Here is a 24,783-nt window from a genome sequence, read left to right on the forward strand (position 1 = left end):
GAGCCACAATGGAGCCCTCGACTGGCGGCACCACCTCCGCCGCACGAGCCGCGGAAGTACTGCTCGAGTTCGGTCGTCGCTCGAGCGCGCTCGGCGTCTCGGAGATCGCCCGCTCCACGGGGATCTCCAAGGCGGTCACCCACCGCATCCTCACGACCTTCGTCGAATGCGGCCTGCTGCTCTACGAGCCCTCGACGCGCCGCTACCTGCTCGGCCCTGCCGCTGCCACGCTCGGAGCCCGTGCGCTGGATGTCTCCCCGCTGCGCCGCGTCGCCCGCAGCGCCCTGGAAGACCTCCAGCGCGCCACCGGCGAGACCGCGACGGTGACCGGCCGCTTGCCGGGCGGGCGCGTCTACCTCGACCAAGTCGAGAGCACCCAGGAGATCAAGATGACCGTCGAACTGGGGCGCCGCTTCGAGCTGTACAGCGGGTCGTCGGGACGCATCATCCTCGCGTACCTGTCGGAGTCCGAGCAGGAGGACGTGCTGTCCCGGCAATTGACGCGACTGACAGGGAAGACCATCACCGATCCTGCCGCGCTGCGTGCGGTGCTGCAGGAGGCGCGTGAGCGCGGTGTGTGCCGATCGACCGGCGAACGCCAGGAAGGCGCGGCCTCGATCGCCGCGCCGGTCTTCGGTGCCGACGGCACGGTCGTCGGCTCGCTGTCGGTCTGCGGACCGAGCTACCGCATGACCGACGAAGCATTCGACCGCTACGAGGACGCGCTCGTCGAAGCGGCGCAAAGGGTTTCGCGTGCGCTCGGGTACCGACAGGTTCACGCCCCGGTGGGAGAACCGGTATGACGCCCCGCAGCTGGTTGTACGTTCCGGGCCATCGCGCAGACCGCATCGACAAAGCGCTCGCCAGCGACGCCGATGCCGTCGTCATCGACCTCGAGGACGCAGTGCCCGCCGATGCGAAGAAACGCGCACTCGACAACGCCATCGCGGCCGTGCACAGCGCACCTGCGGACCGCGTCGTCTGGTTGCGGCTCAACGCCATCGGATCGCAGTGGCTCGACGACGAGATCGCCGCGTTGTCGTCCGCCGATCGAACCCCGGCCGGCGTTCGACTGCCGAAGGCCGACGATCCCGATACGGTTGCGGCGACCGCGGATCGGCTCGACTGTTCGGTCCACGCGATCATCGAATCCGCTGCGGGCCTGCTCGCCGCACCGCAGATCGCGCGATGCCACCACCGCGTCACCGGAATCGCACTCGGCGAAGCCGACCTCGCCGCAGACCTGCGTACCGAACCCGACGGACTGACCTGGGCGCGCGGCTGGATCGTCACAGCCGCACGCGCAGCGGGACTGTCGTCGCCGATCCAGAGTGTCTGGACCGCAGTGAACGACCTGGACGGGCTCGCGGAATCGTCCCGAGCTGGTCGCATCCAAGGATTCTTCGGACGCTCCGTCGTCCACCCGAAGCAGATCGACATTGTCAACGAGGCCTACACGCCATCGGCCGAAGAACGAGAGCGCGCGCAGCGAATAGTCGACGACGCGTCCGCGTCCTCGGCAGCGGGGGAGTCCGCAGTTCTCGACGAGAACGGCAGATTCATCGACCCGGCGGTCGTTGCGAACGCTCGCGTCGTACTCGACCGAGCCCAGGCCATCACAGTACGAGGAGCCACATCATGACCGAACAAACCATCGCCGGTCCCGACGCACTGCTGAACGCGGTCATCGACACCGACGTCGACATCGTCGAGCTGGGGCATCCCCACACGACCGGTATGCCCTGCTCACCGAACCACCCCGGATTCCGGATGACGCTCATCCGCCGGCACGGCGACATGGTCCGACCCGACGGCGGATCGGCATCGAACGAAATAATCGTGACCGGCGGACACGTCGGAACCCACGTCGACGCGCTCTCCCACGTCAGCCACGAGGGCAAGCTGCACGGCGGCATCGACGCCGAGGAAGCCCAGCGCGGTGGCAAGTTCTCCCAGCTCGGCGCCGAGTCCATCCCCTTCATGCTTCGTCGCGGACTGCTCCTCGACGTCGCCCGGGTCCGCGGCGTCGACTCCCTCGAAGCGGGGCAGGCGGTCACCGAACAGGACCTGCGCGACGCGGCCGACGCCGCCGGTGTGACACCGCGCCGCGGTGATGTCGTGCTGATCCGTACCGGATGGGCCCGGTACTTCGACGATCCGCAGCGTTATCTCGGCCAGCAGGACGGTGTTCCGGGCGCCGATGTCGGTGCAGGCCGGTGGCTCGCGGCGAGCGGCATCGCAGCCGCCGGCGCAGACACGACCGCCTTCGAACACATCCCGGCGGGCAAGGGACACAGCGTTCTTCCGGTTCACCGAGTGCTGCTGGTGGAGAACGGAATCCACATCATCGAGCACCTCAACCTCGAGGACGCCAGCGCCCGCGGCCTGACCGAGTTCACGTTCGTCATGGCACCGCTGCGCATCACCGGCGGTACCGGTTCGCCCGTGCGCCCCGTCGCGGTGGTGGCCTCGTGACCAGCACCGAGACCCGACACGACCTGACCGGAACGGTCGTCGGCCGGCTCGCCGCTCTCGCTGCCGACATCCGCACCACGGGACTGCCTGCAGAACTGCGCAAGGACGTCGCGCGGCGGGTACTCGACCTGCTCGGAAACTCCCTCGCGGCGCACGACCAGCCGTCCGCTCGCGCCGTCACCGAGGTGGCACGCAACTGGTCGGGCGCAGCCGCGGCCACCGGCATCGGCACCGGAGAACGGTTCCCGGCGGCCACCGCCGCGCTGGTCAACGGCACACTCGCCCACTCGATGGACTCCGACGACACCCACCTGCCGTCGGTGTTGCACCCGTCCGCCTCGGTGATCCCGGCGGCGCTCGCCGTCGGTGAAGCCGTGGGAGCCTCCGGTGCAGCCGTTCTCGATGCCGCGGGTGTAGGTATCGAGATCGTGGTTCGCCTCGGTATGGGCGGCTACGACGAGGAACTCGGCAACTCCGAATTCTTCGAACGTGGCCAGCACGCGACCTCCATCTGCGGTGCCGTCGGTTCGGCTGCCGCCGCAGCGATGCTGTACGGACTCGACGCCGAAGGCATCGCGGACGCCATGGGCATCGCCGCGAGCTTCGGAGCCGGATTGCTCGAAGCCAACCGCACGGGTGGCACGGTCAAGCGGACTCACTGCGGATGGGCGGCGCATTCCGGCGTCACCTCGGCAGAATTCGCTCGCGCTGGGCTCACCGGACCGCCCACCGTGATCGAAGGACGCTTCGGCTTCCTGCACGCCTTCTGCGGCGACCGAGCCGATACCGCGAAGGTCCTGGACGGACTCGGTGAGCACTGGGAACTGCCAGGCATCTTCTTCAAGCCCTATCCGTGCAACCACTTCACCCACGCCGGCATCGACGCCGCGCGGGCGCTCGTCCGCGACGGCCTGGACCCTGCCGAGATCGTGGAGATCCAGTTGGGCGTACCGAAGCCGGTACTGCGCACGATCGCCGAGCCGCCCGCGTCGAAGGCTGCTCCCGAATCCGGTTATCACGCGGCCTTCTCGGGCCCGTTCACCGTCGCTCGGGCACTGCTCGGCGGCTCGGGACTCGGTGTGGGACACGCCGATTTCACCGACGAGGCCGCAAAGGATCCGCGCACACTCGAATTCGCGCGGCTGGTCACGAGTTACAGCGACGACCGCTGCGACGAGATCTACCCCCACCAGTTCCCGGCGGTGCTCCGGGTACGTACCCGGGACGGCTCCTGGCACGAAGCTCGCGTCGACCACAATCGTGGTGGTCCGGCGAACCCGCTCTCCGACGACGAACTCACGATGAAGTTCGATCTCAACGTCGAAGGACGGTTGTCGCCGGAGAGTGCCGCAGAGGTCGCCGGAGCCGCGCTGGCGCTCCCAGCCGCCGAGTCACTCGATGCCCTGATGGCGACCGTGCGCGGTTGATCGGCGCAACGTGCGGGTCGGGATTGCGTGCCGTCCGGCCTGCACGCGAGAAGGCGGGCCTTCTTCGGTAGCTCTTGTACCGAGAAGGCCCGCCTTCGCCGCAGGACCCTGAGGATCGCGCATGCGAACGAGGAACGCTGCGACCACCGTCAGGACGGTGTCGTCGTTCGTAGCTCGCGGCGCAGCAGTTTGCCCGTTGCCGTCTTCGGAATGTCGGAGATGATCTCGACGAAGCGCGGGCACTTGTAGGCGGCCAGTCGCTTCTTCGTGAACGCGATCAGCTCCTCGGGTGTAACCGTGGCTCCGGGGCGGAGGCTGACGAAAGCCTTGACCGTCTCCCCGCGGTACTCGTCGGGCACACCGACCACCGCTGCTTCGCGCACGGCGTCGTGTTCGTAGAGCACGTCCTCGACCTCGCGAGGCCAGACCTTGTAGCCACTGGCATTGATCTGGTCCTTCTTGCGGTCGATGATGTAGAACCAGCCGTCGCTGTCCATGTAGCCGACGTCGCCGGTGTGCAGCACTCCGTTCGGGATCGAGTTCGCGGTGGCCTCCGGCTTGTTCCAATATCCCGCCACCACCTGCGGTCCCGCCGTCACGAGCTCCCCGACCTCGCCCGGGGGAAGGTCGTTGCCGTTGTCGTCAACGATCCGAACGATGGTGTCGTAGACCGGCACGCCCACGGATGTCGCTCCGGTCAGCTCGTCGACCGGTGCCCGCCTGCCGAGCGGCACCCCGTGCGACGGGGAGGTCGTCTCGGTGAGGCCGTAGATGTTGTGGATGTAGTGGCCGAACCTCTCCTCGAACGCCGCGATGGTGCTCGGTGGAATCGGCGCCCCACCCGAGTAGATCTTGGTCAGGCTCGCCAGGGCCTCCTTGCTCGCGTTCGGGGCGTTCATCAACGCGATGAACACCGTGATCGATCCGACGGTGAACGTGGCGCGTTGCTTCTCGATGGTGTCGATGGTGTCGGCCGGATCCATGCGGTACATCAGGACCAGCGGTGCGCCGGTCAGCAGCGACAGGGCGATGTGACCGACGAGCCCGGTGATGTGGAACAGCGGTGCGACGCCGAGGACGACGTCGCCGGGGCCGATGTCGATCCAGTCCCGGTAGGTCTGCGCGTTGAACGCCACGTTGCGGTGGGTGGTCATCGCGCCCTTCGGTGGGCCGGTGGTCCCGGAGGTGTACGTCAGGAAAGCGACCGTGTCCGGGCCGATCTCGGCAGGAGGAACGGTCCGGCCCCGGAACGCCGCGAGCATCTCCGCCATGTCCGTGGTGCCCGCGCACGCGATGCGTTCGACGCCGGCGAGGGTGCCGCTGTTCGCACTCTGGTACTCCAGTTCCGACGTCGTGATCACGGTGCGCACGTCGGTCGACTCGACGACCTTCGCTGCCACGTCGGTGTAGAGGGATTGCAGCGCCACGAGGACCGTGGCACCGGAGTCGCGCAGGATCTCCTCGAGTTCGCGTTCGCGGTACATCGGGTTGGCGGACACCGCGATACCGCCGGCCTTCCACGTTCCGAGCTGGGCGATGACGAACTGCGGCACGTTCTGTGCGTAGATCGCGACCCGTTCACCCGGACGGAACCCGGCGTCGAGGATGCCGGCGGCGAAGGCGTCGCTCAGCTCGTCGAGTTCGCCTGCGGTGATCCGGCCGTCGAAGTAGCGGATGATGTCGGCGTCCGGATTGCGGTCGACGGTCGCCCGGAACATCGCCAGGGCATTGTCGAACTCGATCGTGCGTGGTTGCCGTTGCGCAGCGTCGTACTGCGACAACCACACCTTGTCGTCGTAGATGGTCATGGTTCGCCTCAGCGGATGACGATGGGATTCACCGGGGCGCCGGTGCCGTTGACGATCTTCAGTGGCGCGGCGGTGTAGAGGAAGCTCCATCGGCCATCCGCAGCGCAGGCGTCGGCGAGGTCGTCGAGCCAGGCGATCTCCGTCAGCGTGACACCGAGATTGCGCATCAGCGCGCAGTGCAGTGGCAGCGCAACGCCGCTGTGCGGGTCGTAGGTCACCTCGTTGGCGATCGTGTCGGTCACCAGGTTCGGAATCTCCTTGTCCTGGAACCACTCGACGAGTTCGGGGGAATAGGTCAGGCCGGGTTCGCAGAATCCGTCGTAGAACTGTTCGGGGTTGTTCAGCTCGTACCAGTACTTGAGCCATCCGGTGCGGATGATCAGGATGTCGTGCGGCTCGATGGTCACACCCTGTGCGGTCGCAGCTTCCTCGAGGTCGCGGTGGTCGAAGGTTTCACCTTTGTCGAGATAGGGCTTCCCGCGATGGCGGGCCATGTCGATGAGGACGCCGCGGCCGACGACGCCCTTCTCCGCGATCGGGAGGACGGAGGCCTTGTCCATTCCTCCGACGGTGCTGCGGGCGTCGTAACCGTTCCAGAGTTTGCCGTCGTACCAGACGTGGCCGAGTGCGTCGTACTGGGTCGATCCCTGGAGGAAGACCAAGGCGGTGTCGTCGGCGTAGTGCAGGCCACCCGGGAAGGCCGGAGCCCCGTCGCCGTCCCAGGAGCTCTCGTCGAGCACGTTCTGCCGCTTGATTCCTTCGCGACCCGGCCAGAGCGGGTCGCCGGGGCTCTCGGCGCGTCCCATGTGGATCTGGAGTGTGAAGGTCTCGCCCGACTTGACATGCTGGACGCCGCGCAGAACCTCTGCTGCGTCGAGGTAGTTCAGTGCACCCAGCTCGTCGTCGGGTCCCCACTTGCCCCAATTGCTCGGCGCGTTCTCTCCGAGCAGTTCGCGCATTGCGGGAGCGTCGACCTCGGTCATGTTGTCCTCCATCGGGTAAACAGCGGGAGCGAGCACACGCTCGGTGCCGCCTATGGTGCACGTCACACTTGCCGACGTCAACGGTTCGATATTTTCCTGAAAAGGCCTGCGAGACAGCCGTGCAAATGGATACGCTGCCCGGAACGGCCGAGGGCCGGGTGGGCAGTGTTCAGTTATTCCAAACACAGGAGTTGTCGGTGAGCGCGGTTTCGGTCGACAGGTCGGCGTCGGTCGGGGCCGGGTTGCGCCAGGTACGGACTGCGCGCGGCATGACGCTGCGGGGCCTGGCCCAGCGCATCGACGTCAGCCCGGCCACGCTGAGTCAGATCGAGAACGACAAGACCGGATTGACCGTTGATCGCTTGAACCGCATCGCCGACGCACTCGGAGTGCGGCCGGCGGACATCCTCGAAGCCGGTCGGACGGCACTTGTGGCACCCGCAGTGGAACCCGAAACCCTCGTTGCGGCCCGGCCAGACCGCCTCGGACAGACCGAAACGCGCCGGCAGTGGCGTGAGTACGAGCCGTTGCCGCTCGCGCCCGTGGTCCAGGCCGCGCTCGAGGAGATCCTCGCCGTGGGTTACCACGGCACGAGCATGCGCGAGATCTCCAAGCGCTGCGGCCTGTCGGTTCCCGGCATCTACAACTACTTCACCAGCAAGCAGGACATCCTGATGACGATCTATCAGGTGACGATGGACGATCTGGAGCAGCGCACGCGCGGCGCACTCGCCGAAGGGGCCGGCCGAGATCCTGTCACGGTCTTCACATTGTTGATCGAGAACCTGGCGCTGTACCACACGCACCGGCGCGAACTCGGCTTCATCGGTGCCAGTGAGATGCGTTCTCTTACAACGGAGAATCGACGGATCATCGCCAACAAGAGGAACTGGCAACAAGCGGTCGTCGACGAGAAGGTGCTGGCCGCCGTGCGCGCCGGATCGTTCCGGGTCCGCAATCCCGAGGACGCCGCTCGCGCCGTGGTTTCGATGTGTACCGCTCTCCCCACCTGGTGGCGACCCGGCGGGCGGATGAGCCCGGAAGAAGTCGCGAACCTCTACGTGGAGTACGCCCTCGATCTCATGCAGTACCGAGGCTCAGACCTCGACCGCAGTCCCTGACCGAACCTCGACCCCGTTTCACGACGTCCCCGACCGAACCTTCGAGGGAGAAACCGTATGACCGACGTAGCCAACAGCATGCTCACCGCGCAGACGAACACCGGATCACTGGATCTTCGACCGTCTCCCAGAGCACTCGAACTCGAACAGGCGCTGGTGGAGTTCATGCACAGCCACGTGTTCCCCGCCGAACACGAATACGAGACCTATCGCCGCAACGTCGGCCCCGACGACCACACCGTCCCGCCCGTCATCGAGACCCTCAAGCAGGAGGCCCGCAAGCGGGGCCTGTGGAATCTGTTCCTGCCGTCCGAATCCGGCATCGGGCAGCTCGACTACGCCGGACTCGCCGAAATCACCGGCTGGAGCCTGCATCTCGCCCCGGAAGCCACCAATGGGCAGGCTCCCGATACCGGCAACATGGAACTGCTCCACCTGTTCGGCACCGATGATCAGAAGAAGCAGTGGCTCGACCCACTGCTGAACGGCGAGATCCGGTCCGCTTTCTCGATGACCGAGATCGCCGTGGCCAGCTCCGATGCCACCAACATCGAGACCAGAATCGAGCGCGACGGCGACAGCTACATCATCAACGGTCGCAAGTGGTGGACCAGTGGCGCCGCGGATCCTCGCTGCAAGGTGCTGATCGTCATGGGCAAGACCGATCCGAGTGCCGACACCCATCGTCAGCAGTCCATGATCCTGGTGCCGATCGACACTCCGGGGGTCACGATCGTCCGCGACCTGCCGGTGTTCGGACGACACGACCAGCACGGTCACTGCGAAGTCGTCTACGACAACGTCCGCGTTCCCGCCGAGAACCTCCTCGGGGAGGAGGGCGGCGGCTTCGCCATGGCGCAGGCACGTCTCGGACCCGGCCGCATCCACCACTGCATGCGCGCACTCGGCGCCGCCGAACGAGCCCTGGCATTGATGACCACGCGCGCGCAGGGACGTGTCGCCTTCGGCAAGACACTGGCCGAGCAGGGTGTCGTGCAGCATCAGATCGCCGAATCGCGCGTCGCGATCGAACAGGCCCGGCTGCTGTGCCGTCTCGCGGCCAAGACCATCGACGAACACGGCAACAAGGCCGCCGCCCCGTACGTGTCCGCCGCGAAGGTCGCAGTGCCGCGCATGACCCTCGAGGTCATCGACCGGGCGATCCAGGTGCACGGCGGCGCGGGTATGAGCGACGACGTCCCCCTGGCCGCAATGTACGGCTGGCACCGCGCCATGCGCATCTACGACGGGCCCGACGAAGTGCACCTGCGCACGATCGCCAAGAACGAACTACGCAAGTACCCGAAGTGACCGCGCTCCTCGTACGGATGGGGACGCAGCCGATCGAAGGGCCGGCACCGTAGGCCGATCACGACCGTGCGTCGGACTTTCCCTCCCCTCGACATAGTGTCTGCCTATGGCCGCCGGTTTCGAATTCTCCTGGGCTCAATTCCTGTGGATCGTGCTCATCTTCGTGGGCGTGCCGACCCTGATCGGCGTGAGCACGGTGTGGGTTGCCTGGCAGCGGGAGCGTGCCGGTGTCCGGAGTCCGACGAGCGACCACGAGCAGACCGGTGATCGACCCGTGGGTCTCGGCCGGCGCGGCCTGTGGGCGACCGGTGCAACCGCATTCGCACTCGGATTCTTGTCCTGCGCGGGATGGTTGAGTTGGTCGGCAGAGCACGACGGAGAATTCCGAGGCCCCGGCCTGCCCGCACCGAACGAGTTCCCCACCTGGCAGGTGATCGCCTGTGGAGTGACCGCCGTGCTGGCGTGCCTCCTTTCCGCTCGTCGATCTCGCTGGGTGGTGAGCGGCGGACTGGCCGCCGCAATCGGCACGGCGGCAGGATTCACCACCGCCTTCAGCGTGGTGGCCAGTACCGACGACACCGGTCAGGCGGGAGTGGGTGTGATGCTGTCGGAGATCGGATGGGGCATCGGGCTGTGCCTGCTGATGCTTGTCAGGGCCGCTTGGATCAGAGTTGCGCGTCGCAGAGCGGTGGGCGCGTCGTAGCTCATCGATGCGGTGGTGGGAAACGATCCGGTGTCCCGCCGAGTCCGTGGAATGTCGAGATCCGAGCACCGGCTCCGTCCCAGCAGCAAACGGACGAGACAACATCGAAGGATGGATCCCATGGCACACGTACGACGCTTCGATCATGTCGGCCTGACCGTCTCGGACCTCGACGCCGCGACGGCGTTCTTCGTCGGCCTCGGCTTCGAGGTCGAAGGCACCGGCACTGTGCAGGGCGACTTTCCCGCGACCGTCTGCGGTCTGCCCGGCACGCACTGCGACATCGTGATGCTCCGACCGCCGGACGGAGGAGCCCGGCTCGAACTCTCGAGGTTCATCGCACCCGACCACCTTCCCGGCTCGCCGACGGCGATGCCCAACGAGCTCGGGATCCGCAATGTGTCGTTCGAGGTCGGCGATCTCCACGCTGCCGTCGATGCTGTCGCCGAGCGGGGATACGGCCTCGTCGGGGGCATCGGTGAGTACGAGAACAGTGTGCGAATGGCGTACGTGCGGGGACCCGACGGGATCATCGTCTCGCTGTTCGAACAGTTCGGTTGACGCTCGTCCCTACCCGCGGAGATCGGCACCGAAAGTCTGAGTACATGCGTGCGCAGACTGCTAGGGTGCCGGAGTGCAGATCGCCATCGTCGTCTTCCCGGGTCTGACCGCACTGGATGTCGTCGGACCGTACGAAGTGCTCCGGTACCTTCCGGAGGCGGACGTGCGCTTCGTCTGGCACGAGACCGGACCGGTCGTTGTCGACAGCGGAATGCTCGCGCTCGGCGCGACACACACGTTCGACGAGACACCGTGCCCGGACATCGTGCTCGTACCCGGGTCGGGGACAGCCATCGCCGTCGCCGCCGAGGACAACCGTCTCCGCGAATGGCTGCGCAGCGCACACCGGACATCGACGTGGACCGTCTCCGTATGCGGCGGCGCGCTGATTCTCGCCGCGGCGGGACTCCTCGAGGGCCGACGCGCGGCGTCGCACTGGCAAGCGCTGACGGCGTTGCGCGCGTTCGGAGCGGTTCCGTGCGGTGACGAACGGGTGGTCTTCGACGGCAAAGTCGTCACCTGCGCCGGCGTCTCCGCCGGAATCGACCTGGCACTGTCGCTCGCGGCCCGGATCGCGGGGGAGGAACGCGCGAAGGCGATCCAGTTGATGATCGAGTACGACCCCGCCCCGCCGTTCGACAGCGGTCACACCAGTTCGGCGTCGCGGCATACGAAAGTGCTGGCCAACGCACTTCTCACCCGCGACGCCGTTCGCGTTTCCAATATGACCGCGGCAAGTCGTTTGGCGTGGTCGACGGTGATCGACGGAGTGCGCGCTCGCCGATCGCGGACACGCGCTCGATGATCGGCCGGCCGGTTCAGCTCGTCCCGGCCGTTCTCGCTGCATCCAGTTCGGCACGGAGAGAACTCGATTCGGTCTTCAGCGTCAGATTCTCCGCCTGAAGCGTCCTCGTCTCGTCGCGTAAGGCGGTGATCTCGTCGCGCAGTGCCGACAGTTCGGCCCGCAGTTCGTCGCCACGCGCCCGTGCTGCGGTCTCGGCCGCCTGGGCCGTCGCGGCGGTGATGCGCGATTCCTCGAGTCGGCTCCGTAGCTCGGAGGTGCGGTCGCGCTCGGTGGTGAGCTCGGTGTCGAGGCGTTCGCGGGTCGCGACCTCCCGGTCGAGCGCGGCCTGCAGGCGCGCGAGCTCGGCTCGCAGATCGGTGATCTCGACGGTCGCGCGCTCACGCTGGGCAGCCGCGTCGTCGAGTTCCCGTCGCTGTGCGGTGAGCGACTCGTCCTGCTGAACGATCGTCGCTCGCAGGTCGCCGACAGTTCGTGTGTGCTCGGCGGTCGCTGCCTCGAATTCGTCCTTCCACCGCTGCAGTGTTGCCGCGTGCTCGTCCTTCAGCCGAGTCAGCTCGGCGTGATGCGCTTCCTCGAGTCGGCGCACCTGTTCGGTGTGTGCGGTACGAGCGTCGGCGAGTTCGGCATCGACGGCGGCCACTGCGGCGTCGGCGTTGTCGCGGTCCTCGATTGCCTGGGCGAGTTGTTCGCGTAGCCGGACGATCTTCGCGTCGGCGTCGGCTTTGACCTTCGCGAGTTCGGCGGCCGACCGCGTCATCTGAGCCTCGACGGCCTCGGCGTCGGTGAGCTTGTCGACCGCGGTGGTGATCCGCTCGGCGATCGCCGAGTACTGCTCGACGGTGTTGGTGGCCAACGCGCGTAGTGCAGTGGTGGCGGCCGTGAGCGCGGAGACCGCATCGTCCGGGCTCTCGACGACCGGTGGGGCCATGCCGGCAGCTTCCTTCTTGGCGCGCTCGCGTTCGCGATAGGCGCGCACGCGGTCGGCTGCGGTGGCGTACTTCCGGGGGCGTCCCACCCGAGGCTTGCTCGAGTCGTCCTCGTCGGTGGTCGCTTCGCGGGCGGGGGAGTGTGCGTCGGTCATGGATGTCCTCGTCGTGGCGCCGAAATCGCAGGTCGTAGGTATCGTACCGCATTTAGTTACGTTATTACAGAACAAGACCGTAATGAAACGAAACGATATGAAAAATGCTGAACTGGCCAAACAACGTACGATTTCCGGTTTCGTAACTACTATCGCCATTGAAACCGCTCGCTTTCGTCCATGATCGAGTGAGAGCACTGATCGTCATAATCCCCACTTATGACGATCAAGTGCCGACACGGGTCGAAAACTGTGCATCCCTCCGATCCGGGGATCGGGGAGCCGGCAGAAAAGTGGGACCCTCGGCTCCGGCGCCGGTCGTCAGGTGCGCGGAACGCGAGTCGTCAACTGTGTGCCCGGGCCGGCGGAGGCGATGAAAGGCATTGCAGCGCTGGAATTCTGCGCTCGGTCGAGCGTGCATGTCGATGAAGGAGGGATAGTCGAACGGGCTCTGCATACGAAGGGTGATCTCAGGTGCAGGACAAAGGGGGTACAGGGATGAGACATGTCGGAATCCTGGGCCACAGCTGGGAAGGTGCCTCGCTGTGCTGGCGCGAGGTGTGTCAGCACAGCACCCGTGTCGGGCATCCGGCACATCCGGACGTCACCATGGACTGCATCTCCTTCGAGCGCTGCATGCCCGCGTGGGAGCGCGGGGACCACGAGGCGGTGCGCGCCGTACTTGCGACCAGCGTCGATCGTCTGGCCAGGGTCGGATGCGACTTCTTCGTGTGTCCGGACAACACCGCCCATCTTGCGCTCGAAACGCCCGGCGATCCCCTCGCGATTCCCGGGCTGCACCTGATCGACGTTGTCGCCGACGCGGCGCAGTGCGCCGGGCACCGACGCGTCGGCATCCTGGGAACGCGGTTCACCATGCAGGGCCCTCTGTACCCCCGCGAACTGGCGGCACGAGGAATCGAGGCCGTCATCCCGACGGACGACGATCAGGCCCTGGTGCACGCGGCGATCTTCGACGAATTGGTGCACGGCGTCTTCCGGGACGAGACCCGGGCGTCCTTCATGGACCTCATCGGCAGACTCGCGGACTCCGGGTGAGACGCGGTCGCGCTGGTGTGCACCGAGATCCCGCTGCTGGTCTCCCCGGACGACTCGCCGTTACCGGTACTGGATTCGACACGGCTGTCCGGACGAGCGGCCCTCGAGGTGGCACTGGGAACGCGCGACCTGCCGACCTGGCGCGGCGGACAGTTCCGGTGATAACAGGCAGGTAGCCACAGCGGGTCGTAGCATCGAGCACATGGTCCTCTTCTACGAGATCGCCCTCGTGATCGCGTCGGTGCTCATCGCGTGGTTCGCGGTATACGTGCTGTATCGCCTCGTCACCGACGAGTCCGCCGACCGGCGCTGACAGGTCGCCGCCCGACCGGCCACATGCGGACATGTCGGCCACACTGCCCCGGCTCAGCGAGCCCGGGGTACGTCGGCTGTCGGCGTCCCGGCTTGTCGAGCACGGGCCGCGGGCCTTCGGGGTTGCGTGGCCGGGGTGGGGGCGGACGATGACCGACAGTTCGTTCCGCCCCGAGCGCACCTACCGACCGAGCCGGTGGCGGCACCTCGAGAACGCCGTGATGAGCGCTCTCACCCGCGCGGGGTTGGTGCCGCACTCCAATCTGTTGACCACGCGCGGCAGGCGCACCGGGAAGATCCGCCGCAACCCCGTGCTGATCGTCGATCTGCACGGAAAACGTTGGCTCGTGGCCCCGTACGGATCGGTGGGGTGGGTGCACAACGCGCGTGCTGCCGGTGAGGTCGAGCTCAGCAGGCGGCGGGACACGCACCGCTACTCGATCCGTGAGGTGTCGGCGGAGGAGGCCGGGCCGGTCCTGCAGCGGTACGTCGAGTTGGCGTCCGCCACCCGACGGTATTTCGAGGCGAGCAGGAACGACCCGGTGGAGCGGTTCGTCGCGGAGGCCGATCATCATCCGGTCTTCGAACTGCTGCCACCGACGTAGTCGACGGACATCTCTCGTACGAGATTCGGGTAGCGCACTACGCGTGTGCATCGTGCCGACGGTGAGCACCATGATCCTCGTCGATTCGATTCGAATCGACGACCCTCCACACCACCGAGGCACGGTCATGGTTACGAAATACGAAGTCGTCGCAGGCGACACCCTCTCGAAGCTGGCACAGTGGTTCTACGGTGACGCGACGTTGTACCCCGTGATCGCTGTTCCGAACGGCATCGTCGACCCGGACGACATCACCGTCGGACAGGAACTGCTCATCCCGTACATCACCGACCGGCACACCGTTGCGCCCGGCGAGACACTGTCGGGATTGGCGCAACACTTCTACGGCGACGGGACCCTGTTCCCGGTGCTCGCGGCGGCCAACCACATCACCGACCCGAACGTCGTCCGGGTCGGCCGGTCACTGCTGGTTCCCGAACTCGGGGACGTGGGGCACCACACCGTGGTCACCGGTGAGACCCTCTCGGGGCTCGCACGTCGCTGGTACGGCGAGGCGCAACTGTATCCGGTGATCTCGTTTCCGAACCACATCACCGACCCCGACCACGTCGAGGTCGGACGGGTGCTGATCCGTCCCGGGCTCAACTACCGGCACACCGTCGTCGCAGGCGATACCCTGCGGGCTCTGGCGGAGGACCACTACGGGAACGCGGAGATGTTCGCCATGATCGCGGCTGCCAACCACATCGCCGATCCGGACAGGATCACCGTCGGGCAGGTGTTGTTCTTCCCGAACCTCACCGACTTCTGAGGAGGGATGCCGTGGGGCCGGTGCGGGTCAGGGGCCGACGGGGTAGTGGCTCCGGACGGCGATGCGGTTCCACGCGTTCATGACGATCGCAAGCCACGTGACGGCGGAAACCTGCTCGTCGCTGAGCGAACCGTTGTCCCACTCGTGCCGACCGGGTTCCATGGGGTGCGTGACCTCTTCCGCCAGGGCGAGCGCGGCCCGCTCCTGGTCGGAGAAGTACTGCGACTCCCGCCAGGCCGCGAGGACCGCGAGACGATCGGTGGTCTCGCCCTTCTCCAGGGCGTCCCGCGTGTGCATGCGCAGGCAGAACGCGCACCCGTTGAGCTGCGACGTGCGGATCTTCACCAGTTCGGCGAGCTTCGCATCGAGACCGGCCTGCGCGACGGCCTCCTCGACCTCCTTGTTCAATGCCAGCACGCTCTTGTAGGCGGCCGGGTGCTGCTTACCGAGATTGACGTGCGCCATCGTGGATGTCCTTCCGGCGAGCGACACCGGCCGGAACGACCGGCCGCTCCATTCTGTCAGCCGCATCCGGGCCGGTGGGGGCGGTTCGCGCTGCCGGATCAGTGGCCGCGGTCGTACTCGTTCTGCGCGGCGGCGATCTCGGGCATCGACTCCTCCACGACGTCGATGAGCGTCAGCAGTGGCGCGGTGATGCGGCGTCCGAGGTCGGTGAGCGAGTACTCGACGTGCGGAGGGATCGTCCCCAGGACGGCTCGGTGGATCAGGCCGTCGCGTTCGAGGGTCTGCAAGGTCTGCGACAGCATGCGTTCGCTCACGCCGTCGACCCGGCGACGCAGTTCCGAGAACCGACGCGTGTCGTCGACGAGGGCCGCCAGCACCAGCACACCCCAACGCCCGGTGATGCTCTGCAGCACCGGACGCGACGGGCACTCGCGCGCGAAGACATCGGCTTCGGGGAGGCGATCGGTGCTCATGAATGCCGAGTATACGGCGGCTATGCGAGCGATGGGTACTGACTCGAACGGTTGCACTTACTAAAAGTAAGTGATGAGATGGTGGGGTTCCCGAGCCCGCTCGACCACTTCGAGGAGTCCCATGACCATCGCTGTCACCGGCGCCGCCGGCCACCTCGGCCGCCTGACCATCACCGCCCTCCGCGCCCGCGGAATCGCCGCAGGCGACATCGTCGCCATCGTGCGCGACGCGGCGAAGGCCGCAGACCTGGCCGCCGACGGGGTGCAGGTCCGTGTCGCGGACTACGCCGATGCGGCGGCCCTGCGCGAGGCGCTGGCCGGTGTCGACAAGCTGCTCCTCATCTCCGGCAGCGAAGTGGGACAGCGATTGCCCCAGCACAACAACATCATCGACGCCGCCAAGGCCGGCGGCGTCGCGTTCATCGCCTACACCTCGATCCTGCGCGCGGCCACGAGCCCGCTGATCCTCGCCGGCGAACACAAGGCCACCGAGGAACTGCTCGCCGCCTCCGGCATCGAGCACACCCTCCTGCGCAACGGCTGGTACTGGGAGAACTACGACAACTCGGGCACCGCAGCCGCTGCCACCGGGGCGCTGTTCGGTTCGGCCGGCACAGGCCGCGTCGCCGGAGCGGCCCGCAAGGACTTCGCCGAAGCCGCCGCCGCGGTCCTCACGACCGAGGGACACGCCGGTGCCGTCTACGAACTCGGCGGTCAGCGACTGACCTACGCCGACCTGGCGGAGGTCCTCTCCGGCATCGTCGGCGTACCCGTGACCTACAAGGATCTGCCGAAGGAGGAGTACGCGACGATCCTCGAGAACGCCGGTGTGCCCGTACAGTTCGCGGCAGTGCTCGCCGACTCCGACGCGGGCATCGCCGTCGGCGCGCTCGACACCGACAGTGGAGATCTCGAACGCCTCATCGGACGCCCCGCCACGCCGGCAGCCGAAGCGATCGGTGCCTGACACCCGCTAATCCCGTCGAGTCCGGGCGCGTGATGGCAGGATCGGGACTCGTGAGCTCCGCGAATCTGACCCGTGCCGAAACCGCCGCGCGCGCCCGCGCACTCGACGTGCACTCCTACCGCGTCGAACTAGACCTTCGGGGTGCCGTCGACGCCCGACGCACCGGATTCCCCACGGTCACGACGCTCGAATTCACCGCCTCCACCGACGAGGCCTGGCTCGATTTCATCGGCGACTCCGTCGAGTCGGTGACGATCAACGGCGAGCTCGTGCCCGTCGTCTACGACGGCGCGCGGATCACCATCGGTGGTCTGAAGGAGATCAACGTCGTCACCGTCGTCGCGACCGGCCGGTACAGCCGGTCGGGGGAGGGGCTGCATCGCTTCGTCGACCCCGTCGACGGCGAAACCTACCTCTACACCCAGTACGAACCGGCCGATGCCCGACGCGTGTTCGCGTGCTTCGAACAGCCGGATCTCAAGGCGCCGTTCACCTTCGTGGTCACCGCCCCGCGGCGCTGGCAGGTGCTCTCGAACGAGGCCGCCGAGCGCACGGTGCAGCGCGACGACACGCAGACCGTGACGTTCGCGCCGACCCAGCCGATCTCCACCTACATCACCGCGATCGTCGCCGGCCCGTACCACCGGATCGACGCGTCGTGGAGCCGCGACGAGCTGACGGTGCCGCTGGGGGTGCTGTGCCGCGCCTCGCTCGCCGAGCATCTCGACGCCGACGAGATCGTCGAGGTGACCCGGCAGGGCATGGACTTCTACGCCGAGCACTTCGACTATCCGTATCCGTTCGGCAAGTACGACCAGGTGTTCGTGCCCGAATACAACCTCGGCGCGATGGAGAACCCCGGCTGCGTCACCTTCACCGAGGCGTACGTCTTCCGTGGCGCCGCAACCGCCGCCCAGCACCAGGGGCGCGCCAACACGATCCTCCACGAGATGGCCCATATGTGGTTCGGCGACCTGGTGACCATGAAGTGGTGGGACGACCTGTGGCTCAAGGAGTCGTTCGCCGACTTCATGGGCTCCTTCACCAGCGCCGAGGCCACCAAGTTCACCGACGCGTGGGTGGCCTTCGCGAACCGCCGCAAGGCCTGGGCGTATCTGCAGGACCAGCTGCCCACGACGCATCCGATCGTCGCCGACATCGTCGACCTCGAGGCCGCGAAACTGAACTTCGACGGCATCACCTACGCCAAGGGCGCGAGCGTGCTCAAGCAGCTCGTCGCCTATGTCGGCCGCGACGCCTTCTTCGAGGGTGCCCGCCGGTACTTCCGCAAGCACGCCTTCGGCAACACCACCCTCGACGATCTGCTCGTCGAACTGTCGAGCACCTCCGGCCGCGACCTGACGTCCTGGGCGCAGGCATGGCTGCAGACCACCGGCGTATCCACCCTGCACCTCGAGGAGTCCGGGACCGGGTACGAGATCGTGCAGAGCGATCCGCGCCCGCATCGCCTCGCCGTCGGCTGCTACGACCCCGACGACTCCGGCGACCTCGTCCGCACCCACCGCGTCGAGGTCGACCTCGCCGACGAACGCACCCCCGTCGACCTGCCCGAGGCGGCGCTGGTGCTGCTCAACGACGACGACCTCACCTACGCGAAGATCCGCCTCGACGCCCGGTCGCTCGACACGGTCGAGTCCTCCTTGGACCGCGTCCGCGAACCGCTCGCGCGCGGCCTGCTGTGGTCGGCGCTGTGGAACGCGACCCGCGACGGGGAACTCGCCGTCGACCGCTATCTGTCGATGGCCGCCCGGTTCGCCCCGCACGAGGCGGACATCGCGCTGCTCACCGCGGTGCTCGCCAACGCCGCCCAGGCCGTCGAACACTATGTGCCGGACTCGGCGCGCACCGATGCGCGGCGTCGCTGGCTCGACGCGGTCTGGGACGGGATGCACGGCGCCGCACCCGGCAGCGACGCCCAGCTGGCGTTCGCCCGCGCCGTCGGTGTCGCGGCGAGCATCGACGACCGGCACGCCGCCGACCTGCGAGCGATCCTGTGCGGCACCGTCGCACCGCCGGAGGGCCTGCGCCTCGACCCCGACCTGCGATGGAGCTGGTGGGCGGCGCTGACCACCACCGGCGACGCCGACGAGGCCGACCTCGACGAGGAACTGCGCACCGACGACACCGCCTCGGGACGCACCGCGCACCTGCGCGCACTCGCCTCCCGTCCCCGCGCCGAGGTCAAGGCGCACGCGTGGGCGACGATCCTCGCCGACCACACCCTCACCAACGACCACCTCGACGCGACCATCGCCGGGTTCCGCGCCGGGGCGCGCCGCGACCTGATCTCCGCCTACGACACCGACTACTTCGCCGTGCTGCAGGAGACCTGGACGAGCCGCAGCATCGAGATCGCCCGCCGCATCGTCGTCGGGTTGTTCCCCGCGGCCGACAGCCTCGAACCCGTCGACACCTGGCTCGAGGCCCACACCGACGCCCCGGCCGCGCTGCGGCGGCTGGTGATCGAACAGCGCGACCATCTCGCCCGCGACCTGCGTGTCCAGAGGATCAACACGCCGTGACCAGCCCGGATCTGCCCCGTCCCGAGGTGCCCGCGGTCCCGGATACGGTCGCCACCGCGATGCGGCGGCTGCGGGAGAAGGCGACCTCGGAGAACACTCGCGCCGCCCAGATCGGCGACTGGACGATCTTCACCCGCTGGTGCGAACGCACCGGGCACAGTCCGATGCCGGCCACCGCCGAGCAATTGAGCTGGTTCCTCACCGAGAAGGCCGCCGAAGTGCGCCCGGACGGGCGCTGGGCGTACGCGCCGTCGACGCTGTCGCGGTGGGTGTCGACCATCAACAAGATGCACGCCCTCGCGGGCCTACCGAAACCCGGTGGGCACGAATCGGTCCGCGACCTCCTACGCGGCATCCGACGCGACCGGGCCACCCCGCCGGCGCGCCGGACCCCGCTGCTCACCGACGACATCCGCACCATCCTCACCGCGATGCGCTCCGAGGCGGCCGACGCCGGGTGGGCCGAACGCGTCGCCGAACGTCGCGACGCGGCGCTGCTGCTCATGGGGCTGGCCGGGGCGCTGCGCCGCTCGGAGCTCACCGGCCTCGTCGTCTCCGATGTCGTCCCGCACCGCGCCGACGGGCTCTACGTGACGGTCCGCCGCTCCAAGACCGACCGCAGCGCCCGCGGCCGCACCGTCACCCTGCCGTACGGGTCCGATCCGCACACCTGCCCGGTATGCGCCTATCGACGCTGGCGGGAGGTGCTCGACGCGTGGGACGAGTCCGGACGCGAGGCCGTCGTCGACCTGCTCGGCACCGCCGCGGCCGACCCGGCCGAGCACTGCTGCCGCGGTCTCGCGGCCGGGCGCACACAGGACGGCGACCGGTCCCTGTTCCGGCCGGTGCACCACAGCGGCACGGTGGGGACGACCGCGCTGTCGGGACAGTCCGTGCACTCGATGATCCAGCGCCGCGCCCGCCGCGCCGGATTCAGCGACGACCTCGTCGCCACCCTCGGCGGGCACAGCCTGCGGGCCGGGTTCGTCACCCAGGCGGTGCGCGGCGGCGCGACCACGCAGACGATCATGACGCAGACCGGGCACGCGGACGAACGGATGGTCGCGCTGTACAGCCGCCACCACGCCGGTCTCGTCGGCAACGCCGTGACCCAACTCGGCCTGTGAGCGGATTCGGGTGGATCCGACCCCGCTCAGCGGGGCCGAACCCACCCGAATCGACGACGGAACCGGCACATGCTGTCGCCCGGCGCTCGTAGGCTGAGGCGCGACCGACACCCAGGAACAGGAGATCGCGGTGGCACAGACGACAACGGACGCTCCGACCGTCGAGGAGTTGCTCACCGAACTCGCCGCGCTCGACGACCCGAAGATCCGCGCGGTGAACGAGAAACACGGCGACGACCACGGCGTGAACCTCTCCGCCCTGCGCGCCGTCGCCAAGCGGGTGAAGACCCAACACGAGCTCGCGCAGCAACTCTGGGCCACCGGCGACACCGCCGCCCGGCTGCTCGCGCTGCTGATCTGCCGCCCCAAGGCGTTCACCGTCGACGAGCTCGACGCGATGGTCCGCGAGACCGGCACCCCGAAGGTGCACGACTGGTTCGTCAACTACGTCGTGAAGAAGAACCCGCACACCGAGGAGCTGCGCGGTCGGTGGATGACCGATCCCGATCCGGTCGTCGCGAGCGCGGGATGGGCGCTCACCGCCGAGCGCGTCGTCAAGAACGCCGACGGCCTCGACCTGTCCGGCCTGCTCGACACCATCGACGCCCAGATGCGCGACGCCCCCGAACGATTGCAATGGGCGATGAACACGTGCCTGGCGCAGATCGGCATCGAACACCCCGACCACCGCGCCCGCGCGCTCGACATCGGCGAACGCCTCGAGGTGCTGAAGGACTATCCGACGTCCCCGGGCTGCACGTCGCCGTACGCGCCGGCCTGGATCGGCGAGATGGTGCGGCGGAAGAACGAGGCGAAGGCCACCCGGCCGTAGCTCACGCGACGTCGAGTGTGCGTTCCTGTGCGGTCCTGGCCCAGGCCATACGCATTCGAGTTCCCACGTCGGATCGTTCCGGTCGGTACCGGGAGTGGGCACCTCCCCGAATGGGTACCGTTCCGAGCGAGGGTACGCGGCAGGCCGGGCCCCGCATGCGCTGTCGCGGGAAAGCCCTGGCCGAGGCCGGATATCACCGACGACGAGGAGAACGATGCAGCTCCCCACCAGCGACACCGACTTCGACACTCTCGACGCGTGGTGGCGGGCCGCGAACTATCTGTCCGTCGGGCAGATCTATCTCATGGACAACCCGCTGCTGCGCGAACCGCTGCGGCCCGAACACATCAAACCGCGACTGCTCGGACACTGGGGCACCACACCGGGATTGAACTTCGTCTACGCACACCTCAACCGCGCCATCACCACCCGCGACCTGGACATGATGTACGTCATGGGTCCCGGTCACGGCGGCCCCGGACCCGTCGCCGCTGCGTGGCTCGAAGGCACCTACAGCGAGGTCTATCCGGACGTCTCCCGCGACGAGGACGGCATGCGGCGTCTGTTCCGCCAGTTCTCCTTCCCCGGCGGCATTCCCAGTCACGTCGCCCCCGAGACCCCCGGATCCATCCACGAGGGCGGTGAACTCGGCTACGCCCTCTCGCACGCCTACGGCGCCGCCTTCGACAATCCCGACCTGATCGTCGCCGCGGTCGTCGGCGACGGCGAAGCCGAGACGGGGCCGCTGGCCGCGAGCTGGCACTCGACGAAATTCGTCGACCCGCGCCGCGACGGCGCGGTGCTGCCTATCCTGCACCTCAACGGCTTCAAGATCGCCAACCCGACGGTGCTCGCCCGCATCGGCGAGGACGAACTGATCTCGCTGCTGCGCGGCTACGGGCACGAACCGATCGTCGTCGCCGGTGACGATCCCGCCGACATGCATCGGCGCTTCGCCGCCGCCCTCGACGCGGCGCTCGACCGCATCTCCGAGATCCAGCAGACCGCCCGCAGCTCGGGAAACGCGACCCGCCCGGCGTGGCCGATGATCGTGCTCCGGTCCCCGAAGGGCTGGACCGGCCCGGTGGAGGTCGACGACGCCCCGATCGAGGGCACGTGGCGCGCCCACCAGGTGCCGATCGGTGATCCGCGCAGGAACGACGAGCACCGCCGCCTCCTCGAGGAGTGGCTGCGCAGCTACCGGCCGAAGGAGTTGTTCGACGACGACGGCGTTCCCGTCGCGGCCCTGCGCGACCTCGCGCCCCGTGGCACCCGGCGGATGAGCGCCAACCCGCACGCCAACGGGGGAGCGGTGCTGCGGGATCTGATCCTGCCCGACTTCCGCGACTACGCCGTCGACGTTCCCGAACCGGCCACCGCCACCGGCGAGGCCACCCGCATCCTCGGCACCTTCCTGCGCGACGTCATGCGGCGCAACGCCACGAACTTCCGGATGTTTGCGCCCGACGAGAACAACTCCAACCGCCTCGACGCGGTCCTCGACGCCACCGACCGCACCTGGAACGCGCGCATCGAGCCGGGTGACGACCGGGTCGCCCCTGACGGCCGCGTCATGGAGATCCTGTCCGAACACACCTGCCAGGGCTGGCTCGAGGGGTATCTGCTCACCGGCCGGCACGGATTGTTCTCCAGCTACGAGGCTTTCGCGCACCTGGTCGACTCGATGGTGAACCAGCACGCCAAATGGCTGCTCACCACGAACCGGATCCGCTGGCGCCGCCCCATCCCGTCGCTGAACTACCTGCTCACCTCCCACGTGTGGCGGCAGGACCACAACGGCTTCTCGCACCAGGATCCCGGATTCATCGACCACGTCGTCAACAAGAAACCCGAAGTCGTGCGCGTCTACCTGCCGCCGGACGCCAACACCCTGCTTTCGGTGGCCGATCATTGCTTGCGCACCCGCCAGTACATCAACGTGATCGTCGCCGGGAAGCAACCGGCCGTACAGTTCCTCGACATCGACGACGCGATGACCCACTGCCGCAAGGGCATCGGGATCTGGCAGTGGGCCTCGACCGACCGCGACGTCGAACCGGATGTGGTGCTCGCCTGCGCCGGCGACATCCCCACGATGGAAACCCTCGCAGCCGTCGACATCCTGCACCGCCGCTTCCCCGACCTGCGGATCCGGGTGGTCAACGTCGTCGACCTCATGCGGCTGCAGGACGACCGGGCGCACCCGCACGGGTTGCCTGATGCGCACTTCGACGCGCTGTTCACCACCGACAAGCCGGTGGTCTTCGCCTACCACGGTTATCCGTGGCTGATCCACCGTCTCGTCTACCGGCGCACCAACCACGAGAACTTCCACGTCCACGGCTACATCGAGGAGGGCACGACCACCACACCCTTCGACATGTGCGTGCTCAACCGCATCGACCGCTACCACCTCGCGCTCGACGTCCTCGACCGCGTCGAGCGGATCCGGCCCATCGCCGGGCACGCCCGCGAGGAACTCGAGAACATCCTCGCCGAGCACACCCGCTACGTGCGCACCCACGGCGAGGACATGCCGGTGATCACCGACTGGCACTGGCAGGGCGTCGGAATCGACTGAGCGTCAAACTGATCCGCGACGGGCCAGTCGTCCGGCGGTGAAGGCGTCGACGTCGACCTCGTCGAGGGAGGCCACCACCAGATCGGCGCCCGCGTCCTCGAGATCGGCGGAGTCGTCGAAACGGGCGACACCGAGCGCCCGCATGCCGCCGGCCTTCGCCGCCCGGATCCCGCTGATCGCGTCCTCGACCACCACGCACGCCTGCGCGGGCACCCCGAGTTCGTCGGCGGCGGTGAGGAACAGTTCCGGGTCGGGTTTGCCGTGGGCGACCGGGCGCCCGGACAGATCGGCGTCGAAGCGGTCGAGCAGCGTCTCGCCGGGATGGTTGTGGGCGGGGATCGCCCGCAGGAACAGTCCGGCGTTCTTCGACGAAGACGCCGCGGCCACCGCGATCCCCGCCGCCTGCACGGCCGCGACGAAGCGCACTCCGTCGTCGTAGGCGCGGAACCTGCGCTCGTCGATCAACCGCAGCAACCGGGCCTGCTTGCGCTCGGCGTAGTCGACCGCGCGACGCTCGGCGTCGGGCACCGCGAAGTACTCGAGGGCGGCGCGGGCACCGTCCATCCGCGGCCGGCCCGACAGCACCTGCCGGTACACCTCCGCGGTGAACGCGTCCTCCTGCCAGGAGGTCTCGGGCTGCAGGTCGCACCAGTCGCCGGCCATCAACTCCGCCAGCGCTTCCCGCCACGCCGTCTCGTGCGGTGAATCGACGAGCACCCCGTCGACGTCGAAGATCACCGCGCGGAACCGCGACTGCGTCTCGGCCACGATG

25 protein-coding genes are annotated in these 24,783 nt (G+C 67.9%); 19 read left to right on the top strand and 6 right to left on the bottom strand.

All coding sequences use genetic code 11. The features are described from left to right. The first annotated feature begins 8 nt into the window (after positions 1-8). The 4 genes from ACPCXD_RS18180 to ACPCXD_RS18195 are packed head-to-tail and all read left to right on the top strand — an operon-like array spanning position 9 to position 3,902. On the top strand, positions 9-803 hold the full coding sequence (locus ACPCXD_RS18180) for an IclR family transcriptional regulator (RefSeq protein WP_423660637.1): 795 nt from the start codon (positions 9-11) through the stop codon (positions 801-803). Further along, positions 800-1,642: an HpcH/HpaI aldolase/citrate lyase family protein gene (locus ACPCXD_RS18185; RefSeq protein ID WP_423660639.1), complete on the top strand. Its 843-nt coding sequence runs from the start codon at positions 800-802 to the stop codon at positions 1,640-1,642. The genes ACPCXD_RS18180 and ACPCXD_RS18185 overlap by 4 nt, the downstream gene beginning before the upstream one ends. Then, positions 1,639-2,475: a cyclase family protein gene (locus tag ACPCXD_RS18190; protein ID WP_423660640.1), complete on the top strand. Its 837-nt coding sequence runs from the start codon at positions 1,639-1,641 to the stop codon at positions 2,473-2,475. Before ACPCXD_RS18185 ends, ACPCXD_RS18190 begins: the two co-directional genes overlap by 4 nt. Beyond that, complete coding sequence (locus ACPCXD_RS18195) at positions 2,472-3,902, top strand: MmgE/PrpD family protein (protein WP_423660642.1); 1,431 nt, start codon at positions 2,472-2,474, stop codon at positions 3,900-3,902. The genes ACPCXD_RS18190 and ACPCXD_RS18195 overlap by 4 nt, the downstream gene beginning before the upstream one ends. 149 nt (positions 3,903-4,051) lie before the next feature. Here ACPCXD_RS18195 and ACPCXD_RS18200 read toward each other — a convergent pair whose 3' ends face one another. Further along, positions 4,052-5,710: a class I adenylate-forming enzyme family protein gene (locus ACPCXD_RS18200; RefSeq protein ID WP_423660644.1), complete on the bottom strand. Its 1,659-nt coding sequence runs from the start codon at positions 5,708-5,710 to the stop codon at positions 4,052-4,054. A gap of 8 nt (positions 5,711-5,718) precedes the next feature. Further along, positions 5,719-6,693, bottom strand: coding sequence for a cyclase family protein (locus tag ACPCXD_RS18205; protein ID WP_423660646.1), 975 nt, complete (start codon positions 6,691-6,693; stop codon positions 5,719-5,721). Positions 6,694-6,761: 68 nt separating this feature from the next. Here ACPCXD_RS18205 and relB point away from each other — a divergent pair, with 68 nt between their 5' ends. The 5 genes from relB (at position 6,762) to ACPCXD_RS18230 (ending at position 11,194) form a co-directional block, all read left to right on the top strand. Beyond that, entirely contained in the window at positions 6,762-7,814 is a 1,053-nt protein-coding gene (gene relB, locus ACPCXD_RS18210; protein ID WP_315899253.1) for a type II toxin-antitoxin system RelB family anti-toxin, read from the top strand. 57 nt (positions 7,815-7,871) lie between these two features. After that, positions 7,872-9,125, top strand: coding sequence for an acyl-CoA dehydrogenase family protein (locus ACPCXD_RS18215; protein WP_145692004.1), 1,254 nt, complete (start codon positions 7,872-7,874; stop codon positions 9,123-9,125). 106 nt (positions 9,126-9,231) lie between these two features. Beyond that, positions 9,232-9,828 (top strand): hypothetical protein, encoded by a 597-nt coding sequence (locus tag ACPCXD_RS18220; RefSeq protein ID WP_088898981.1) that lies wholly within the window; start codon positions 9,232-9,234, stop codon positions 9,826-9,828. Positions 9,829-9,948: 120 nt separating this feature from the next. After that, a complete protein-coding gene (locus tag ACPCXD_RS18225; protein WP_088899020.1) occupies positions 9,949-10,389 on the top strand; it encodes a VOC family protein in 441 nt (146 codons plus the stop codon). A 73-nt stretch (positions 10,390-10,462) separates the two neighbouring features. Then, positions 10,463-11,194 (top strand): DJ-1/PfpI family protein, encoded by a 732-nt coding sequence (locus tag ACPCXD_RS18230; RefSeq protein WP_145692003.1) that lies wholly within the window; start codon positions 10,463-10,465, stop codon positions 11,192-11,194. 13 nt (positions 11,195-11,207) lie between these two features. On the opposite strand, the gene ACPCXD_RS18235 is transcribed toward ACPCXD_RS18230, so the two are convergent. Next, complete coding sequence (locus ACPCXD_RS18235; RefSeq protein ID WP_229564878.1) at positions 11,208-12,275, bottom strand: coiled-coil domain-containing protein; 1,068 nt, start codon at positions 12,273-12,275, stop codon at positions 11,208-11,210. On the opposite strand from ACPCXD_RS18235, the gene ACPCXD_RS18240 reads away from it, so the two are divergent. The 5 genes from ACPCXD_RS18240 (at position 12,274) to ACPCXD_RS18260 (ending at position 15,023) form a co-directional block, all read left to right on the top strand. After that, entirely contained in the window at positions 12,274-12,459 is a 186-nt protein-coding gene (locus tag ACPCXD_RS18240; RefSeq protein WP_423660650.1) for a hypothetical protein, read from the top strand. The genes ACPCXD_RS18235 and ACPCXD_RS18240 overlap by 2 nt on opposite strands. Before the next feature lie 314 nt (positions 12,460-12,773). Then, a complete protein-coding gene (locus tag ACPCXD_RS18245; protein WP_229564880.1) occupies positions 12,774-13,334 on the top strand; it encodes an aspartate/glutamate racemase family protein in 561 nt (186 codons plus the stop codon). Between the two features lie 15 nt (positions 13,335-13,349). Next, positions 13,350-13,496: a hypothetical protein gene (locus tag ACPCXD_RS18250; RefSeq protein WP_229564881.1), complete on the top strand. Its 147-nt coding sequence runs from the start codon at positions 13,350-13,352 to the stop codon at positions 13,494-13,496. A gap of 299 nt (positions 13,497-13,795) precedes the next feature. Continuing rightward, on the top strand, positions 13,796-14,251 hold the full coding sequence (locus ACPCXD_RS18255; protein ID WP_059384457.1) for a nitroreductase family deazaflavin-dependent oxidoreductase: 456 nt from the start codon (positions 13,796-13,798) through the stop codon (positions 14,249-14,251). A 70-nt stretch (positions 14,252-14,321) separates the two neighbouring features. Beyond that, positions 14,322-15,023, top strand: coding sequence for a LysM peptidoglycan-binding domain-containing protein (locus ACPCXD_RS18260; protein WP_226950123.1), 702 nt, complete (start codon positions 14,322-14,324; stop codon positions 15,021-15,023). Between the two features lie 27 nt (positions 15,024-15,050). Here ACPCXD_RS18260 and ACPCXD_RS18265 read toward each other — a convergent pair whose 3' ends face one another. Both ACPCXD_RS18265 and ACPCXD_RS18270 read right to left on the bottom strand, forming a co-directional pair. Next, positions 15,051-15,488 carry a carboxymuconolactone decarboxylase family protein gene (locus ACPCXD_RS18265; protein WP_059384458.1) on the bottom strand — a complete coding sequence of 146 codons (438 nt, stop codon included), beginning with the start codon at positions 15,486-15,488 and terminating at the stop codon, positions 15,051-15,053. 98 nt (positions 15,489-15,586) lie between these two features. Further along, positions 15,587-15,961: a winged helix-turn-helix transcriptional regulator gene (locus ACPCXD_RS18270; RefSeq protein ID WP_059384459.1), complete on the bottom strand. Its 375-nt coding sequence runs from the start codon at positions 15,959-15,961 to the stop codon at positions 15,587-15,589. Between the two features lie 121 nt (positions 15,962-16,082). Here ACPCXD_RS18270 and ACPCXD_RS18275 point away from each other — a divergent pair, with 121 nt between their 5' ends. From ACPCXD_RS18275 to ACPCXD_RS18295, 5 genes are all read left to right on the top strand, one after another. Continuing rightward, positions 16,083-16,928, top strand: coding sequence for an SDR family oxidoreductase (locus tag ACPCXD_RS18275; RefSeq protein WP_423660653.1), 846 nt, complete (start codon positions 16,083-16,085; stop codon positions 16,926-16,928). A 50-nt stretch (positions 16,929-16,978) separates the two neighbouring features. Continuing rightward, positions 16,979-19,471, top strand: coding sequence for an aminopeptidase N (gene pepN / locus ACPCXD_RS18280; RefSeq protein WP_423660655.1), 2,493 nt, complete (start codon positions 16,979-16,981; stop codon positions 19,469-19,471). Then, the gene (locus ACPCXD_RS18285; RefSeq protein WP_160875356.1) at positions 19,468-20,598 is read left to right on the top strand and encodes a site-specific integrase; all 1,131 of its coding nucleotides are present in this window, start codon (positions 19,468-19,470) and stop codon (positions 20,596-20,598) included. Before pepN ends, ACPCXD_RS18285 begins: the two co-directional genes overlap by 4 nt. A 130-nt stretch (positions 20,599-20,728) precedes the next feature. Then, on the top strand, positions 20,729-21,430 hold the full coding sequence (locus ACPCXD_RS18290; RefSeq protein ID WP_423660657.1) for a DNA alkylation repair protein: 702 nt from the start codon (positions 20,729-20,731) through the stop codon (positions 21,428-21,430). Positions 21,431-21,644: 214 nt separating this feature from the next. Continuing rightward, the gene (locus tag ACPCXD_RS18295; protein ID WP_423660659.1) at positions 21,645-24,011 is read left to right on the top strand and encodes a phosphoketolase family protein; all 2,367 of its coding nucleotides are present in this window, start codon (positions 21,645-21,647) and stop codon (positions 24,009-24,011) included. Positions 24,012-24,014: 3 nt separating this feature from the next. Here the strand turns inward: ACPCXD_RS18295 and ACPCXD_RS18300 are convergent, their stop codons facing one another. Then, positions 24,015-24,779 (bottom strand): HAD family hydrolase, encoded by a 765-nt coding sequence (locus ACPCXD_RS18300; protein ID WP_423660661.1) that lies wholly within the window; start codon positions 24,777-24,779, stop codon positions 24,015-24,017. Between the last annotated feature and the right edge of the window lie 4 nt (positions 24,780-24,783).

This window comes from Rhodococcus sp. AB351 (assembly GCF_049538275.1).
In the GTDB taxonomy this organism is placed as follows: Bacteria; Actinomycetota; Actinomycetes; order Mycobacteriales; family Mycobacteriaceae; genus Rhodococcus.